At 35.5% G+C, this 18,423-nt stretch carries 16 protein-coding genes and 1 pseudogene; 14 read left to right on the top strand and 3 right to left on the bottom strand.

The annotated features are described in order from the left end of the window. The first annotated feature begins 2 nt into the window (after positions 1-2). The 5 genes from B3D94_RS15775 to B3D94_RS15795 are packed head-to-tail and all read left to right on the top strand — an operon-like array spanning position 3 to position 5,737. Complete coding sequence (locus tag B3D94_RS15775; RefSeq protein WP_291758266.1) at positions 3-2,831, top strand: M14 family metallopeptidase; 2,829 nt, start codon at positions 3-5, stop codon at positions 2,829-2,831. Positions 2,832-2,836: 5 nt separating this feature from the next. Then, positions 2,837-3,451: a pyroglutamyl-peptidase I gene (gene pcp, locus B3D94_RS15780; RefSeq protein ID WP_291758268.1), complete on the top strand. Its 615-nt coding sequence runs from the start codon at positions 2,837-2,839 to the stop codon at positions 3,449-3,451. Next, the gene (gene pxpB, locus B3D94_RS15785) at positions 3,435-4,130 is read left to right on the top strand and encodes a 5-oxoprolinase subunit PxpB (RefSeq protein ID WP_291758270.1); all 696 of its coding nucleotides are present in this window, start codon (positions 3,435-3,437) and stop codon (positions 4,128-4,130) included. Before pcp ends, pxpB begins: the two co-directional genes overlap by 17 nt. A 3-nt stretch (positions 4,131-4,133) precedes the next feature. Next, positions 4,134-4,997: a biotin-dependent carboxyltransferase family protein gene (locus B3D94_RS15790; protein WP_291758272.1), complete on the top strand. Its 864-nt coding sequence runs from the start codon at positions 4,134-4,136 to the stop codon at positions 4,995-4,997. After that, positions 4,994-5,737: a 5-oxoprolinase subunit PxpA gene (locus B3D94_RS15795; protein ID WP_291758274.1), complete on the top strand. Its 744-nt coding sequence runs from the start codon at positions 4,994-4,996 to the stop codon at positions 5,735-5,737. The genes B3D94_RS15790 and B3D94_RS15795 overlap by 4 nt, the downstream gene beginning before the upstream one ends. 81 nt (positions 5,738-5,818) lie before the next feature. On the opposite strand, the gene B3D94_RS15800 is transcribed toward B3D94_RS15795, so the two are convergent. Genes B3D94_RS15800 through B3D94_RS15810 form a run of 3 tightly spaced genes read right to left on the bottom strand, consistent with a single transcriptional unit; the run spans position 5,819 to position 8,013 of the window. Further along, positions 5,819-6,373, bottom strand: a complete 555-nt coding sequence (locus B3D94_RS15800) for a phosphatase PAP2 family protein (RefSeq protein WP_291758276.1) — start codon at positions 6,371-6,373, stop codon at positions 5,819-5,821. Positions 6,374-6,380: 7 nt separating this feature from the next. Beyond that, positions 6,381-7,346: an LCP family protein gene (locus tag B3D94_RS15805; protein ID WP_291758278.1), complete on the bottom strand. Its 966-nt coding sequence runs from the start codon at positions 7,344-7,346 to the stop codon at positions 6,381-6,383. Positions 7,347-7,362: 16 nt separating this feature from the next. Further along, positions 7,363-8,013: a helix-turn-helix domain-containing protein gene (locus B3D94_RS15810; protein WP_291758280.1), complete on the bottom strand. Its 651-nt coding sequence runs from the start codon at positions 8,011-8,013 to the stop codon at positions 7,363-7,365. A 347-nt stretch (positions 8,014-8,360) separates the two neighbouring features. On the opposite strand from B3D94_RS15810, the gene B3D94_RS15815 reads away from it, so the two are divergent. The 9 genes and pseudogenes from B3D94_RS15815 to B3D94_RS15855 all read left to right on the top strand — a co-directional run. Continuing rightward, complete coding sequence (locus tag B3D94_RS15815; RefSeq protein ID WP_083244635.1) at positions 8,361-9,635, top strand: cation:dicarboxylate symporter family transporter; 1,275 nt, start codon at positions 8,361-8,363, stop codon at positions 9,633-9,635. Positions 9,636-9,971: 336 nt separating this feature from the next. After that, on the top strand, positions 9,972-11,387 hold the full coding sequence (locus B3D94_RS15820) for an ABC transporter permease (protein ID WP_291758283.1): 1,416 nt from the start codon (positions 9,972-9,974) through the stop codon (positions 11,385-11,387). A 12-nt stretch (positions 11,388-11,399) separates the two neighbouring features. Beyond that, entirely contained in the window at positions 11,400-12,083 is a 684-nt protein-coding gene (locus B3D94_RS15825) for an ABC transporter ATP-binding protein (protein ID WP_291758285.1), read from the top strand. A 32-nt stretch (positions 12,084-12,115) separates the two neighbouring features. Continuing rightward, positions 12,116-12,427, top strand: coding sequence for a hypothetical protein (locus B3D94_RS15830; protein WP_069480803.1), 312 nt, complete (start codon positions 12,116-12,118; stop codon positions 12,425-12,427). Between the two features lie 227 nt (positions 12,428-12,654). Next, positions 12,655-13,317 (top strand): response regulator transcription factor, encoded by a 663-nt coding sequence (locus tag B3D94_RS15835; RefSeq protein ID WP_008176378.1) that lies wholly within the window; start codon positions 12,655-12,657, stop codon positions 13,315-13,317. Continuing rightward, positions 13,310-14,752 (top strand): sensor histidine kinase, encoded by a 1,443-nt coding sequence (locus B3D94_RS15840; protein ID WP_069480804.1) that lies wholly within the window; start codon positions 13,310-13,312, stop codon positions 14,750-14,752. The genes B3D94_RS15835 and B3D94_RS15840 overlap by 8 nt, the downstream gene beginning before the upstream one ends. A gap of 96 nt (positions 14,753-14,848) precedes the next feature. Next, the gene (locus B3D94_RS15845; RefSeq protein WP_069480805.1) at positions 14,849-16,585 is read left to right on the top strand and encodes a methyl-accepting chemotaxis protein; all 1,737 of its coding nucleotides are present in this window, start codon (positions 14,849-14,851) and stop codon (positions 16,583-16,585) included. A 248-nt stretch (positions 16,586-16,833) separates the two neighbouring features. After that, complete coding sequence (locus B3D94_RS15850; RefSeq protein ID WP_291758289.1) at positions 16,834-17,913, top strand: EAL domain-containing protein; 1,080 nt, start codon at positions 16,834-16,836, stop codon at positions 17,911-17,913. Between the two features lie 289 nt (positions 17,914-18,202). Then, positions 18,203-18,423: pseudogene (locus B3D94_RS15855) on the top strand (hypothetical protein); the annotation flags it as partial.

Consider the following 18,423-nt stretch of genomic DNA (forward strand, 5'->3'; position numbering starts at 1 on the left):
ATATGATGAACTCAATAATTTTTTCTAGTTTATTTCAAAAGAACGAAACGAAAAAAAAGCCTTCTTTATTTATAGATTTACCTAAAGATTTAGTTCCATTAGGATTAATTGATTTTTGTTTACGCTTAGGCTTTGAATCAAATGAATTAGACTTTGATTTATTTCAGCCAGTTAATCAGTCCTATACAATGAAGTTTTTACAACATACTAGCTCATTTATTTCAGAAGAAGAGTCTACATGGATCATTTATTATGAGAGTGAATCAGCACTTTCTACATTGTTAAGTGCAATAGCCAGTGAAGGAATGGTCGAAACTAAAACGGACAGCCCATTAACGTATTATGAAAATTTAAGTCATCTATGGTCAGCCTATGGCACGGGTGAAAAGGATGAGGCACATCCCCAGCAACATGTAAGTGTGAAAATGGATATACAAGAAGAATTAAAGACTAATGCTCTGTTAAAAGAAGTTTGCTATCTTGCTTTGCGTTTAGGCTTATATGCCACATCTATTTCATTACCAGCTATAACAACAAAAGAGCGACATGTGACCATTTCATTTAAGCACGAAAACGAAAGTTATATGGAATTGACCGCCAAAAACGCCATTCAAATCTGTGGTAGAAAAGAAAGCCTTCCAGCCGTTGTTCATTCCGTTGCAACAGCAAAGCATGTGTCTGAGGGTGGGCTGCTTGGAGTTTGGGAGCTAAACGAAAAACAAGTGAATGAAGCGGCAATTTTAATGGAAGAAAAATGGAGCGATGAATCTGAGGCTTCATACATTATAAAAGCATTAGAAAAAGAATCAGATAGAGCGTTAGAGGCTGAAATTTATATGACGGCCACTAAAAAAAACCGTGATCAATTCAAGCTAGATTTATATGAAAAATTTTCAGATTTGACAACAATTAAAGTTCGCTCTGCCTTTAAAACAGGTTTATACTGGATATTAGAGGAAGTGCTTCCATCTGTGGAGGGGCGCTTTGAAAACGTAAAAATAGTTTGTAAGGATGGGGTAAGTGTGGACGGCTTAGAGCAACATAATCGCTGGATTATGGAGCTATATCCTGTGGATGAAATGATTGAAATGCAATATGGCATACCTAAAGAGCAGGTGCAATTTGAGCTTTCAAGCACCCAACAACATGTGTATAGAGTATTTGTAGATGATCAGTTAATGGCTGAGCTCAATCCACTTATTAGTGAAGTGGATTATGTTGATGGTCAGAAAAAAGCTTATCCAACTACCGCTGGGTATAGACTATTCAACAAGATAGAGCGAGTGCAAGAGAACATCATATTTTCTGATCGTGAACGTTTCTACAAATACTATGTGAAAGAATTATTGCCACGCATGGTGAAAAAGTTAAAAATAGATACCCATAATGTAAATCAAGGACAGCTATTTCCATTATTCGATCGAATTGAAATTGACTTTACTTCTTCTGGAATTGAAGACGAAATCGACGTTCAGCAAGAAGCAAACTCATCGTTTGAGGCGTTATACGAGGATTTATACTTTAATACTTTAGACTATTTTCATGAGCTTGGCCGTCAATTAGTAAATCAGCCTTACAAAGCTCCAGGTGGTGTAATTCCTTATATTCATATAGAACAAGATTTGTATAAGCCTATTAAAAGTGCCATAAAGGTTTACCAGTGGAATGACAAGCCGATGACTGAACCAGTTATAAAGCGAATCTTGTTTAATCAAGATGGACGGTTTGAATCTGTAGAAATGTCTATAGGTAATGAACTGAAAGTAACTGAGGCAAAAACCATTTTAAAACACAGCATGAAAAATACATCTCCATTATTAGAACGTTTTAAACAATATTCGGAGGTCAAATCGAATTATGGAGATATATCTTATAAAGGTACTGTCATTCCATTTTTCGAAGTGACTGAACCTATTATGAGTGAATATTATTCAGGGCTAAAAAAATCAGATGAAAAACATACGATTGTTTTTGAAGCTGGGCATCATCCAAATGAAGTATCTAGCACTCCTGCAATTTTAGCGCTAATGGAAGATATTATTTGTCATCATCCAGAAATATTAAAAAAAATGAATGTCATTATTATCCCTTTAGCGAACCCTGATGGCTATGAAATCATGGAATGTTTGACAAAGGAGCATCCAAAGTGGAAGCATCATGCTGCGAGATTTAATGCGGTGGGATTAGAATTTGCTCATGTGAAATTCCGAAAAAGTGTGTTCGGTGAGGCAAATGTATTACCACTTATCTTAAAAAAGTGGGCTCCAGATATTGTTATTGATGACCATGGAATACCTGCTCGTGAGTGGGTTCAACCGTTCGCAGGTTACGCCTGCCCACCTATTTTCCCAGTTTCTTATACGCTTCCAAGTGCCAAAATTTATGGAATTGGTCGTTATGCAGATGATCATACGAAGGAAATCCAGGCCCAAAATCTGGAGCTAGTAGCGGAAAGAGTTAATAGGATGTTTGAAGGATCAACGTTTGCTCAAGAAAATGCGTATTGGCGCGATCGATACTATAAATATGGAACAAAGTGGGATCCAAATAAATACCCGATTGAGGGAATGGGTAATATTAACTTTTATCGTAGTATGGAAGTAACGCCTACGTATTCATCAGTTAGTATTTTACGTTATCCTCAGTGGGTCGCTTTAGATATTATTTCGGAAGTTGCAGATGAAATCGTTTATGGTGAGGAATTACTTTCGTGTATGGCAGCCCATCAATTATTTAATCAGGCAATTTTAGAAGCTGCACTTGCTACTCCAATAAATAAACAAAAACAATCTGGACGCTACATAAAAAAACGTCCGATAGAAATTAGGTGACTAACATGACAAAAATATTATTAACGGGATTTGAGCCATTTTTGGATTATAAGCTTAATCCAACCATGCAAATTGTAGAAAACTTAAATGGTGAAAAGATAGAAGACTATCAAATTATAGGAAGAATTTTATCTGTAGATTTTCAACAATCTGCCGAGCAGCTAAAGCGACATATTGAGGAAATAGAACCGCAAATCATTATTTCGTTAGGGCTGGCAGGGGGGCGTTATAAACTAACGCCTGAACGAATTGCTATTAATGTGAAAGATGGGGAGCCCGATAATAACGGCTACACACCTGTTGATGAGAGCATTCAAGAGGAGGGGGCAGATGCTTATCTGACGAATTTACCAATTCGCCAGATGGTTAATCGCTTACAAGCAGAGGGCTATCCGGCTGAAATCTCTAATACAGCAGGTACTTACTTATGTAATAACATTATGTATGAGGGGCTTGTGTATGCGCAGCAACATGAAGGGGTACGTGCTGGCTTTATTCATATACCTGCTTCCTTTGAATTAGCCATTCAACATGGTAAAATCCCAGGCTGGCATATCCGTGATTTAATCGCTGCTGTGAAGATTTGCATTGAGGAGACGATACGTGCAGGTAATCATTGAATTTCCTCAGTCAATGTGGATTAGCAAGAATACGATTCGTTTTTCCTTTAAGGAAGAAATATCCCACCAAAACTTTTATGCAGTACAAGCATTTAATCGATTTCTGAAAAAACAACTACGACATTATCTTATCGAGTGTGTTGCAAGCTATCATACAGTTACAGCTTATGTGAAACAACAAATAGATGTAGACCTTTTAAGAAGGCAATGGCTGGACAGTCAAACATCCACAACCATTTATGACAGAACGAATAGACTATTAAAAATCCCAGTTTGCTATGATGAAGAATTTGCCTTAGATAGGCAACGAGTGATGGACTATACAGGTCTATCATTTGAGGACATGAAAATGCTACACATGTCCAAAAGCTATTATGTTTATTTAATTGGCTTTTTACCAGGTTTTCCGTATCTTGGAGAACTTGATTCTAAATTATTTGTACCTCGCTTAGAGAAGCCGAGAGCGTCGGTGTCTGCAAGTTCTGTTGGAGTTGGAGGTGGACAAACAGGAATCTATCCTGTCGATTCACCTGGTGGCTGGAATATTATCGGAAAGACGCCATTTGAGCTTTTTAATGTCAATTGTAAAGAGCCATTTCTATTTGAACTTGGTGATGAAGTTCAGTTTTATGAAATAACTAAGCAACAATATTGGGAAATGAAAAGCAAAGGAGGGTAGCGATTGAAGCCACTTCTGCTCATAACAAAACAAGGGGTTTATGGTAGCTTACAAGATATAGGAAGGTTTGGCTATCGAGCATTTGGTATTCCGTTATCTGGACCAATGGATCATGTTTCATTTCAAACGGCCCAGCTGATTTTACAAAATCATCATAACCAAACTTCTTTCGAAATGTTCGTGGGTGGTTTTGAATTTGAGGCATTGGCTGATGGGCTCTATGTTTTAACAGGCGGTCAGGGTGTATGCATGATCAATGATGCAGCCATTGAAATGTGGAAAACATTCCACTTAACAAAGGGCGATAGGTTAACGATCAAGAGCGTGAGTCAAGGCTCTATCATTTACTTGACACCGCTTGGAGGGTTTACTTCAACATTGGAGCTTGGTAGTACCTCATACCTCTCTCAGGGGAATCTAGGTACGGAGATGACAAAAGGAAGTATCTTATATGGACAAATAGCCTCTCCGTTAAAATATAATAGAGGTCTTTATGCTCCATATCGACCGACTTTTGACAATACGATTACTGTTAGAATTTTTAAGGGTCCTCATTTTCATTTATTTACGGGAGAGAGTCAGCAACAATTTTTGCAAAATCCTTTCCAGTTTAGCGGTGGTAATCGAATGGGCTATTATTTAAAAGGCCCTGTTTTACAGCTAAAAGAAATGAAGGAAATTCTATCTGAAGCGACACAGTTTGGTTCAATCCAAGTGCCTCAAAATGGGAATCCCATCATCTTAATGGCCGATGCTCAAACAGTAGGAGGCTATCCTATTATGGCCACTGTTCATGAAGATGATTTACATAAAGTAGCCCAAATGCGTATGTTTAACACAATACATTTTGCACTGGAGGAAATGTGATACGAATGGATATTAATTGTGATCTAGGAGAAAGCTATGAAGCGTTTTTGACGGGAAGAGACGAAGAGATATTAGATTATGTGACATCAATCAATATTGCGTGTGGCTACCATGCGGGTGATCATTCCATTATGCACCAAACAGTTCGTCATGCAATTGGCAAAAATGTTCATATTGGTGCACACCCAGGGTATCCTGATCGTGAAGGATTCGGACGAAGGGATATGGCGTTTAGTCCAGCAGAAATTTACGATATGATTGTCTATCAGGTAGGGGCACTGCAAGCGTATGTCCATATCGAAAAAGGGACATTACATCATGTCAAGCCACACGGAGCACTATATAATCAAAGTGCAAATGATAGGGAGAAAGCTTCAGCCATTGTTCATGCGGTGTACGATCTCGATCCTCAGCTTATTTTATATTGTTTAGCAGGTAGCCAGATGGCAGAAATCGCAAGGGGTAAGGGTCTTCAAGTATATGAGGAGGTTTTTTCTGATCGTCGTTATCACTCTGATGGCACATTAGTGAGCAGACAGGAACCGAATGCCTTAATACAAACTGATGAAGAAATGCTTGAGCAGGTAAAAGGTATTTTAATGGCAAATGAAGTATTGTCTGTACAGTCTCAAAAAATAAAAATAGCGGCGCACACCTTATGTATTCATGGAGATGGTCCTCATGCATTGGATTTTGCTAAAAAGATTGCAGCACTTAGAAAGCAGCTACCTCAACAATAAAGTAGATGGCTTCATGCATAACGGATTGAAACGCAAAAAAGTTCGCATAAAGAGCGAACTTTTTTGATTGGAAGAGCATTATTATTTCACATACATTTTCCTGTGATTTTTGGATTCTTCAAAAAGGCGAATGAGCCACATCACTATGTAAGTTACCCCTAATCCAATACAAGCACCTGCTAACACATCTAGCGGGTAGTGTACACCGATAAAAATTCTCGAAAATGCCATGATGCTGGCCATCAAGATGAGTACAGCTCCAATTTTTCTTCGTTTCCAAAACAAAGCAAACGCTAAGGCAAATGCACCTGCCGCATGATTACTTGGAAAGGATGGGTCTAGATTTGATTTTTCAAGTAACAATATTACGCTATGATTGACGAATGGACGTGGTCGAAAATACACCATTTCAATCATTTTATCGATACCAAGTGTAAGAATAGCAATCGTTACAGCGTATACTACTATTTTTCTATTTTCAAGCTGATTTTGAGAGTTTGAAAACCATAGCCATATCAAAATTAATCCAAATAGGATAGGGCCATATTTTGAAAATAAGAGGACAAGTTGATCTAAAATAGGGTATTGTCCAGCAAATTGGTTGAGTAGTTTAAAAAATTGATAATCTATCGTCATATTTTCTTTAAGAGGAAACTCCTTCTAGTTTAGACATTTGTACATCATCCTCAGTGGATAAAAATTTTTCTAATTCACTTTTATTCTTTTCCAAATCAATATCTAGTACTGCGCCTACATTTACATGTCTGTTTTCAAAAGAACTGGCAACTGGAATCCGTAAAGTATTTACCCCATTAGAGTGCCCATCCATTAAACCTTTCCCAATCGCAAGAATTGTTTTTTTGTCAACATTTGTATCGATGTATGCCTCTGCCACACCTAATATTTTCGGTAAATTCATGAAGCTTTGAAAGCTAATTTGATCTTTAACCTTTGTCATAATTTCCTGCTGACGATCCACTCGTCCAAAATCACTTAAACGATCGTGACGGAATCGTACATATGCTAATAACTGGTCACCATGTAAAGTTTGTTCTCCCGGAAATAATGTCATGCCAATGCCATATGACATTTCATAAGGAATGTCGACATCAATCCCATTGGGTGCTAAAAGATCTACAATTTTAGGGAATCCTTCAAAATCAACGATAGCATAGTAATTTACATCAATATCAAAGTTTTGCTTAATGGTCTTCCTAACAAGTTCTGGACCTCCAAAAGCAAACGCAGCGTTTATTTTATTCTTTCCGTAATCTGGGATATCCACATACGTATCTCTCATAATGGAAACGATTTTTACTTGATTCGTCGTTTGATTATAGTGTCCAATCATTAAGGCATCAGATCTACCTTCATCGCCTCTAGTATCACTACCTATCAATAGGACATTAATCTCCCCAAATTGTAGGTCTGCGCCTTGGAATGGCTCAAAAGTTTCTTCAGCCTCAGCTTCATTTTTACTGTCGTCTTCTGCCATGGCCAATCCACTATTGTACTGATAAAACCAATAAATAATCCCCAATATGATCATCAATGCGAATATGAAACATGAATTTTTTAGCCATCTACGGCTTGTTTTACTACTTTCCATAAATTAATGAATCCACCTATCCGTTATTTTTCAACAAAGATTTTCCGGTAAGTTGTACAGCTATTGCATCATCCAAATAACCAATAGGAAAAACATAATCCGGAATTACATCTACAGGAATAATAAAATATAATAATGTGCTTCCTATTATTGTTAATTCAAATAGTGTACCTTTATCTGTTGTAAATTTTTCATATAACTCTTTTAACTTATTTATAAATGGACCAACACTACCTACTTTTTGAATCTTTTCATTAAAACTCGTATGAATGGTATGTTTGCCTTCTTCCGTTTGAGAAAATAGACCATAATCGTCTAATTTTTTTTCAACATCCTGCACTGAAAACTGGTTGTCGTACACATTTGATGCCTTAAGAAAGGTTTGTATGGCATCAACAGAGGTATGAATATCTGATTGTGACTCTTCTTGACTTTGTTCCATAGGATATCCCGCTGCTTCAAATAGCTGAATAAAAGGAACACCAAGGCAGTCAGCGAATTTTTCTAAATGTTGTGGGGTAGCTTTGCGTTTATTATTGATAATCCGTGAAATCGTAGCCGTATCGATTCCTGTTAGTTCACTAAACTTCCGCATAGATAATGAACGTTCTTTCAATAGCTCTTTCAACAATAAACCTAGAGTCGTATTTTCTTTCATTTCCGTCATATTCGATTCTCCCTTCTTCATTAAAAATAACTGTTGAACAGAAGTGTATAATGATGTTGACAAATTGTCAACACTCGTCAATGATAATGTAGCCAAATGGAAGTAATAACGGTAGCATGCTTGCATTTGATTAGTTGAAGGCTTAGTAGCGTTTTGGAATGTTTTCAAATTGCGGTAAATGCCTGATAAATAAAGGTAGAATGCATTTAATTGTAAGAAGCGAACAAGTGTTATATTCTGACTTTTCTAAAAAAATAAAAGTTTTTTCATAGGATTTTGTCGGATTCTATAAGTATCTCTTATTATTAGGCAAGCCCCAAAAAAATAATATGAGGAGGTACGAAGGATTGAAAAAGATATTTAAAATTAGTTTAGCCAGTCAAATTTTAATCGGTTTGATTTTAGGGATTATTGTTGGCGGTATTTTTTATGGAAATCCTAAAATTGAAACCTATTTACAACCATTAGGGGATATTTTCCTGCATTTAATTAAGATGATTGTGGTGCCGATTATTATTTCGACGTTAATCGTAGGTGTTGCTGGTACTGGAGACATGAAACAGCTTGGGCGATTAGGCGGAAAATCCATTATTTATTTTGAAATTATTACAACAGTAGCTATCGTAGTTGGATTACTTTCCGCGAATATTTTCCAGCCTGGCGCAGGTTTAAACATGAACGAGCTTTCTCAAGGAGATATTTCGAAATACGTGTCAACTACAGAAGAAGTACAGCATGAAGGCCCGTTTGATATTATTGTAGGCATTGTACCGACCAATATCATTCAGTCAATGGGTGAAGGCGACATGCTTGCGATTATATTCTTTGCTGTTATTTTTGGTTTAGGTGTTGCGGCCATTGGCGATCGAGGTAAACCAGTTTTAGACTTCTTCCAAGGGGTTGCAGATGCGATGTTCTGGGTAACTAACCTTGTGATGAAATTTGCACCACTCGGGGTATTTGGGTTAATTGGTGTAACCGTTTCCAAATATGGATTCGCCTCTCTAATACCTTTAGCTAAGCTGGCTATCCTTGTTTACGCTACAATGCTATTCTTTATATTTGTTATTCTTGCACTAGTTGCAAAATTCGTAGGTGTCAATATATTATTTTTAATTAAAGTACTAAAAGATGAGCTCATTTTAGCATTCTCGACTGCAAGTTCAGAGGCTGTGTTGCCACGAATTATGTTGAAAATGGAGAAATTAGGGGCTCCGAAGGATATTGTATCCTTTGTTATCCCGACTGGTTACTCCTTTAACTTAGACGGATCAACGCTGTACCAAGCGATTGCAGCATTATTTATTGCGCAAATGTACGGTATTCACCTAAGTATTGGTGAACAAATTACGTTAATGCTTGTATTGATGGTTACATCGAAAGGGATTGCAGGGGTTCCTGGGGTATCTTTCGTAGTACTTCTAGCCACTTTAGGTACTGTCGGCATTCCATTAGAAGGTCTAGCATTTATCGCTGGTATTGACCGTATCCTTGATATGGGACGTACAGTTGTTAACGTAATTGGTAACTCATTAGCGTCATTAGTAATGGCGAAATGGGAAGGCCGTTTTGATACAGTTAAAATGAAAAATTACTTTAAAGATAATGAAAATTTAGCTTAAACTTTATCACAATGTTTCGCGTTAGTTAACATAGAAAACACCTTTCGTCGATAAATGGTTTTTAACCATTATCAATCAACGTAAAGGTGTTTTTCAGTCTACTAGATTAGTATTGCCTATAGACTTTAAAAATTAAACTTAATTCTCTTTTTCAATGTTGGAATTATGTTATGTGCATCCTTCATCTGCTACATTTCTTTTTACGTTCACTGGATTTACCATGACGGAAGAGGATGACTCACATAAACCCCCTAATTTCTCTAGATAAAGTTTTCACGCACTCCATATTAACTCCAGATAGGTCAAATATATTGGAACTACCAAGGAGGTAAGGAAATGAATTTTATCAAACGTGCATTTTTAAGTGTGAAGGCAAGGAAAGGGAAATCGATTATATTATTTACAGTATTTTTAGTAGTTTCCAATTTAGTATTAGCTGGTTTCGCCATACAAAATGTGTCACAGAAGGCGAATGACCATGCTAGACAAACATTAGGTGTAGACGTAAGTCTTCGAATGGATGAAGAAAAGCTTATGGAAAACGTCGCAAAGCAGCGACAAGAAAATCCAAACGGAAAAATACAACACCCTGAGCTTTTTGCAGATGATGCAGATCAGTTAGCTAAATCACCATATGTAATAGACTATAACTATCTTAAAAGTGACATGGTTATAGCAGATGATTACACACCTATTAACGATGCTGAAGGTGATGATGGGGTAAGCGGTGCAGTCGGTAGTAGTGTCTCTGGAAATATGAAAATGCCTAATACGTTTCTTCAAGGTGTGAGAAGTTCTGAATTATTACAAGAATTTACGGATGGAACACATGAAATAATGGAAGGTCGTTCAATTACATCTGAGGATAAGAATAGTAAAGTAGTGCTAGTTGAAAAGCGATTAGCAGAACAAAACGAGCTTCAAGTTGGTGATATGATAAAGGTCCAATCAATGGAAGGGACAACTGAAGTAGAGTTGGAAATAATAGGGGTATATAAAAACTCTGGTATAACTGACTTCGAGGAAAACTTACCAGCTATGATGCATCCATCTAACAAACTATACACAAATTATGACTCGACGAAAGAAAGCGATGAAAAAAATTCAGTCATTAATGAAGCAATCTACTACTTAAATGATCCAGAAAATATAACAGATTTCAAAACCGACGCAAAGAAAAGCAATATTGATTTTGATTTGTTCAAGTTAGATGCACATGATGCTTTATATCAGAAAATGGTTGGTCCTATTGAGAATATTGCTGCTACTTCAAAATGGATGGTCTATTTAGTATCCATTACAGGATCAATTATTTTAGCTCTCATTATTATGTTAACCATAAAAGAACGACGTAAAGAATTAGGCATACTCTTAGCAATCGGTGAGAAAAAGAGAAAATTAATTGGCCAACTATTAGTCGAAGTATTATGTATAGCCGTACTAGCATTTGGTATTTCTACAATTACAGGTGAAACAGTGTCTCAAAAAATGGGAGATAGTTTATTACAGCAAGAGGTTATTGCCTCTCAAGAAAATCAACAAGAATCTAATAATTTAGGATTCTCATTTGGCACGATGAATAAGCAAGATAATGATGTGGAGCCTATCGATGATATTGATGTAAGTATAACTTCACAAGATGTGTTGAAGTTAGGTGGATTAGGACTGTTAATTGCCATATTATCAACGCTTCTTCCAGCACTATCCATTCTTCGCTTAAATCCAAAAGAAATACTATTAAAAGATGAGTAGGAGGAGTCCCACATGGACACAATATTACAATTTAAAAACCTATATTATTATTATGTAAGCAATAACAGGAAGAATATTTTACTGGAGAATGTGAATTTTACGTTTGAGAAAGGCTGTTTCTATAGCGTTTTAGGTCCTTCAGGCTCAGGAAAAACTACAGCACTTAGTTTGGCAAGTGGGTTAGATAACCCGAAGGAAGGACATGTGCTCTATAAGGGGAAAGATATAAGGAAAATTGGTTTAGATAAATATAGAAATAAATTTGTATCGGTTATTTTTCAATCCTATAATCTGATAACGTACATGACGGCCCTTCAAAATGTAGTAACAGCTATGGAAATTACAGGGGTTAAAGTAAAAGATAAAAAGAAAAGAGCTCTCGAATTATTAGAAATGGTGGGTTTGACCGAATTAGAAGCAAAAAGAAAGGTCTTACAGCTTAGTGGTGGTCAACAACAACGTGTAGCTATTGCTCGTGCATTATCTAGTAATGTGGATTTATTAATTGCGGATGAGCCGACGGGTAATTTAGATGAGAAAACCTCGGCTGAAATCGTTGAACTATTTCAGGAATTAGCCCATCAAGAAAATAAATGTATTATTGTTGTGACGCATTCACAGGAAGTGGCCAAACAATCTGATAAGATTATTTACCTTAAAAAACGCAATTTAGTTTGTGAAAATCTGAATAAGTAAACTTAGCTAATCAAAGAATGGGAGTGGTATAAATGTGGACAAAAATAGTGACCTCATTAGGCTTAGTCTCTATAGGTGTCGCTATTGGAATGCTTACTAACTTAGTGGCCTTCAATGGTGACTTAGGTGACAATGAAAGCAATATGTATCAGGATTATAATTCGTATTTAGATGAAATGAATCCGGCTCAGGGGGATTGGGAATCTCCAAATCCGAGAGGTGAACTGACCCCAGAACAATGGGAGGAGTTCACATCAAAATCGGGTGGACAAATGCCTGAGCAGTGGGATCCCTCCACACCTCATTCAGAAGAAAGTATACAAGGTTCTACATCTCCATATTAATTTTCATTCATAATTATCATAAAAAATAGCATAAAACCTCCAAAGATTTGTAAATTTAACCTATGGATCTTTGGGGGTTTTTGTACCTGAAGGTTACCCTGTTCTTATGAAATGGATGTATGACTTTGATCGTAGGATTCATATAAAATTTTTTAGGAATAATGTAGGTATCTTCACATAAACTACAGATTGCGTGGTTATAATGGCTAACTAGGGGGGATATCTTAATGAACTATAATATTTTAGTAGTAGAAGACGATTTAGAAATTCAAGAATTAATTAAGCAGTTTTTGATGACACAAAATTATACGATTGAGGTAGCATCTGATGGAGTAGAGGGAATAAAAAGATTAAATACACAATCATTTGATTTAATTCTCCTTGATGTCATGATGCCAAATCTCAATGGATTTGAAGTGGCCAAAATGCTACGTAACCAATCTAATATACCCATAATATTTTTAACTGCGCTAGAAGAAGAACAAGATCAAATGAAAGGCTTTGATCTTGGTATTGATGATTATATAACTAAGCCGTTTTCATTTCATGTGCTGATCAGACGAGTACAAGCGGTTCTTAGAAGAAGCAATCATAAAAATTGGGGAAATCATTTAAATTTTAATGAACTGAATGTCGACTGTGACGGGTATAAAGCTTATGTAAATAAGGAGGAAATACCTTTAACTACAAAAGAATTCGAAATTTTACAACTATTACTCCATAATGAAAAAAAAGTGCTCACTAGAGAGATCATAGTAGAAAAAGTTTGGGGCTACGATTATTCGGGAGAAACACGGATGATTGATACTCATATAAAAAACTTAAGAAAAAAATTAAATTTACCCTATATTAAAACAGTAAAGGGTATCGGATACAAAATCGATGAATAGGATTGTAAACTTCATGAAGATGAAAAAAATAACCTATAAGCTCTTTATGATTACTTCACTTATATTGCTATCGTTTGCGGTCTTAATTTATTTAACTTTATACTTCTTCCTTCCAACATTCTACGAGCAATATAAAACAAATCAGCTCCAATCCGGCATAGCAGAAATAATTGATAAATCTAAGAGTTTAACAGTAAGAGAAGCGAAAGAGCTATTGGATGAGTACTCCAAAGAAAATAATGCAATCATTTACCTACAAGAAAAGAACGGAAATATTATCTATTCGCCTTCTTTTAATTTTCAAGGAAATACGCAATCATCCATTATTACCGGAAAAACATCACAAAATGAAGAAACTGTTAATGCCTATAATCATTCATTGCCCATACAATTTCTGAATGAACGTAATTTAATGGTTACCGTATTCGCGACATTTCAACCCATCGATGAGGCCTCTCAGGTTTTAGTACGTTTTCTTCCTTATATAAGTATCATTGTTGTTTGTATTGGTTTGGGCAGTGCCTATTTATATTCAAGGTTCATTACAAAACCACTTCTCTATATAAATGAACGTGCACAAAAGATGGCAAATCTTGATTTTTCAGAAAATATAGTAGTTCGTTCTAATGATGAGTTGGAGGAGCTATCTAATAGTTTAAATGAGATGTCGAATAATTTGCAAAAAACAATGGATGATTTACGAATAGCCAATGAACAATTAAAAGATGATATTGAAAGAGAAAGAAAAATCGAAACAAAACGGAGGGAATTTTTTGCTACAGTTGCACATGAGTTAAAAACTCCACTCACTGTAATGAAAGGGTATATAGAAGGGATGATTTATAATATTGGACCTTATGAAAATCGTGACTTCTATTTAGAAAAAAACCATAAAATTATAGAAGGTATGGATCAACTTGTCCGTGAAATTTTGAGTATGTCCAAACTAGAACAAAATATATTTAAAATACAAATGAAAGAAACAAATCTCTCAAATTTAATTGAGACGATAACGAAAGACCTCGTTTTTTTTGCATCTCAAAAGGAGATTACTGTTATAAATAAAATCCCCCCGAATCTTTACGTATTTTCAGATAAAGATTTACTAGAAAAAGCATTTAAAAATATTATCCATAATGCAATTATGTATTCACCACAAGGAGAAACAGTCTATTTAGAATTGACGGAGGATTCAAAAGAAAATCAAATTCAAATCCAAGTCGTTAATACCGGTGTACACATTAAAGCAGAGGAACTACAACAATTATTTCAGCCTTTTTATAGACTCGAAAAATCAAGAAATAGGAACACTGGTGGGAGTGGATTAGGCTTATATATCGTCAAGCAAATATTTATATCACTCTCAATAAATTATTCTTTTAATAATGTTGAAAATGGCATTCGATTTTTAGTTACATTTCCTCAAATTAAATAAATGGTACGAAGATTGGCGTCTCAGAAGCATACACAGATGACTCAATAAAGTAATTAGATTTATTGAGTCTTATATTAGATAGGAGATCTACTGAAAATGAAGATAAGAACAAAGTTAATTATTATTTCATTGAGCCTATTATTAATCCCAGGTTTAATTATAGGCGTTAGCAGTTATAATTCTGCTAACAAGCACTTGGATGATTTGGGAGAGAGGATGCTAAAAAATAATGTAGAAATGGCACTTCAATTAATTGATTCAATGAATTATGCCGTTCAAATTGGTGAAATAACTTTAGAAGAAGCTCAAGAAAAAGTAAAACAAAATTTAATTGGCGATTTACGAAGTGATGGTACTCGTGAAATAACGACAAATGTTGATTTAGGTGAGGACGGCTATTTTGCCATTTACGGGGCGGATGGAGATAGGGTCGCTCATCCATTCTCTGAAGGAGAAAATGCGTGGGAAAGCGTTGATAGTCATGGGGTGTATATGGTACAAAATATGATAAACGCAGCACTAAATGGCGGGGATTTTACATATTACGCTAGAGCAATGCCCAACGCCCCTGATGCAGAAGAGGATAAAATAGCCTACTCTGCATTAGATCCGAACTGGGGTTGGGTGGTAAGCGCTAGTAGCTTCATGACATCATTTAATCACGGCATTCATTTAATTCAATATACGATTATCATTACTCTTGGCATCAGTATTTTAATAGGTGGAATCGTTATATTTTTATTTGCCAGACATTTAGCCATTCCAGTTCAAATGGTTACTGATAGAGTTGAAAAGATCGCCAATCAACATTTAACCTTTACGTATTTAAACGTAAAAAATAAGGATGAGTTAGGTATTTTAGCAACAGGAATAAATACGATGACTACAAATTTAAGAGGAATGATTGAAACCGTTTCGAACTCAGCCGAACATGTTGCGGCTACATCTGAACAACTTACTGCGAGTAGTGAACAGACAAGCACGGCTTCAGATGAAATTACGAAGGCTATTCAGCAAATTTCTACAGGACAAGAAAAGCAACTGCTTGGAATGAAAGAAGCGAATCATTCTGTTACAGAGATATCATCGAGTCTTACAGCAATTACGGAAAATATTAAAGAATTAAATGACCTATCCATTGAAACCTCTAAAGTCTCTCTTTCTGGAAATGAAGTGATTACACAGTCCGTTGAACAAATGAATCAAATTAATAAACAGAACATAATGACAAATGAAGCCATGCTATTGCTCGAAAGCAAATCACAAGAGATTGGTGAAATTATTAATGTCATTACTAGCATTGCAGCACAAACCAATTTACTTGCTTTAAATGCAGCGATTGAAGCCGCGCGCGCAGGGGAGCAAGGTAAAGGTTTTGCTGTTGTAGCTGATGAAGTTAGAAAACTAGCAGAGGAATCGGGAAATGCAGCTAACAATATTTCTACTCTAATAGGTGAAATTCAACTTCATACACAAAATACAGTACAAATTGTCAATGAAGGACAAAGTGTAGTTGAAACAGGGATACGTTATGTTGCAAACGCTGGGAAAACATTTGATGTAATAGCAGCTGATGTAGACATGATTAACAATAAACTTTCATCCGTCTCTACTGAAATTCAAGAAATTAATGCTAATACAGAGAACTTAGTAAATGAAATACTGAAAACCCAAGATGTTACTGATCAGTCATCGAGTTACACCCAACAGGTTGTTGCAGCAGCGGAAGAACAGTCCGCTACTATGATTGAGATGACATTTGCTTCTCGTTCTTTAGCAGAGATGTCTCAGGAGCTTCAAAATCTAGTATCAAACTTTAAAACCAAAGAATGAATCATTATATTTGGTAAGGTTTATAAAAGTAGAGACATATTCTTATGGTAAAAAGAGTATTGGGCTAGCAAATTTATGAACATGTAAATTTGTTAGCTTTTTTAATAGAGTTCTAAATGGTATCCATTGATACTCCACATAAACTTCACACGACATTCATACAGACTACAGATTAGCTTTATAAAATAATATAATAGTAATTTTTTGTTAAAAGATGGAGGTTGAAACGACCTATTGGAGGAATTAGGATGGAGACCGGTATTACATTATTTGAATCAAATCGAAAATCTGTATTAAAAAGTATTGAACATAAAAAATCTTTCGCATTAGTATACATTACGATTATTAGTTGGCATGAATTGGATCTTTCTAAATGTATAGATGTGGTTATGAGAAAGCTAACTTTGTATCAACCAAAAGTGGAATGGTATAGAGTATTTGATAAGGAATATCTATTAGTCTGTCATGCTCAGTCCCAAGCTCGTTTAATTAGTCAAGAACTATCAAATATTGAATATTTAAAGATACACTATCTATATGTCCAAGATAGAAAACTTCCTGCGTTAAATTACGTTAGACAAGTCTATTTGCAAAACACAAATAGCGATGAACTAAAAGAGTGTAGTTCACAGAAAAGTTTAGTAACTGAAGAGTTTGAAATAGTCTTCCAACCGATACTACACCATAATAGGCAATTATCCTTTGAAGCACTAAGTAGATGGCGGTGGGAAGAGATGGGTTCTATCTCTCCGGGTATATGTATTCCAATTTTAAATATAGAAAGTTTAATAGAATTAACTAAGAATATTATCAAAAAAGCTGTTGATTTATTGAGTAGATATAATGAAATCGTTTATGTTTCTATTAATTTATCAGCGTCATTAATCAAAGATATTACTTGGTTAATCAAACATCTAGATGAAATTGGTATTACTAACAATAACCGAATTGCTTTTGAAATAACTGAGGAAACTATAATGGGGATAGAAGCTAGTGAAAATCTAAAAATTATACGTGATCGAGGTCATATTATATTTATTGATGCTTTCGGTTCTGGAAACTCGAACTTTCAATATATGTCCTTACTGCCCCTCAATGGAGTGAAATTAGATAGGTTGTTTATTAGTGGGAAATCAAATAAAAAGGTAATGGAGCTGCTGACAAATATTATCAAGGCCTTAGATTTAGAAGTAATCATAGAAGGTGTAGACAATGTTGAGCATCTTAATACCTTATCTGATGCCCAATACGATTCAATACAAGGCTATTACATATCAAAACCACTAACAATAAATGAATTGACGAAATTTATGAATGACAATTGCTAGACTAAGTATTGTACGACAACAAAAGTATACCCTGTAGACTGAAGGGGATTTTCAGAAAAATAAAATGACATCATAAAAACGCAATACCCTTATAGGGCATTGCGTTTTTTGCTATATAAAACCATTTCTATCAGTAGAGGTGAAGGTGAACAATTAAGAAAGAAGGGAACTCCAGATAATCTCCAGGAAATCTCTAGAAATTCTCCACTCTATTTCCATATGAACTACAGATAATGCCTCTATTATAAAAGCTGTAAGACAAAATACATCTTAAAAGGAGAATAAGAACATGAAAAAGAAAAAGAGATTAGCTGCTACTACTTTAGGTGCAGTATTTGCACTATCCACGATGGGGTCTGCATTTGCAGCAGAGATACCAACTCAAGTGAGTGAGAGAAGTGAATATGTAGTAGGTCAAGTAAGTAAACCAACGAACTTTGATGAAATTTCAAAGGTAAAGGTGCAAGCCATTTTTGATCAAGCAGAAGCGGGTACACTAACGAAAGAAGA

The sequence above is a fragment of the Lysinibacillus sp. UBA5990 genome, assembly GCF_002429815.1.
Classification (GTDB): domain Bacteria; phylum Bacillota; class Bacilli; order Bacillales_A; family Planococcaceae; genus Lysinibacillus; species Lysinibacillus fusiformis.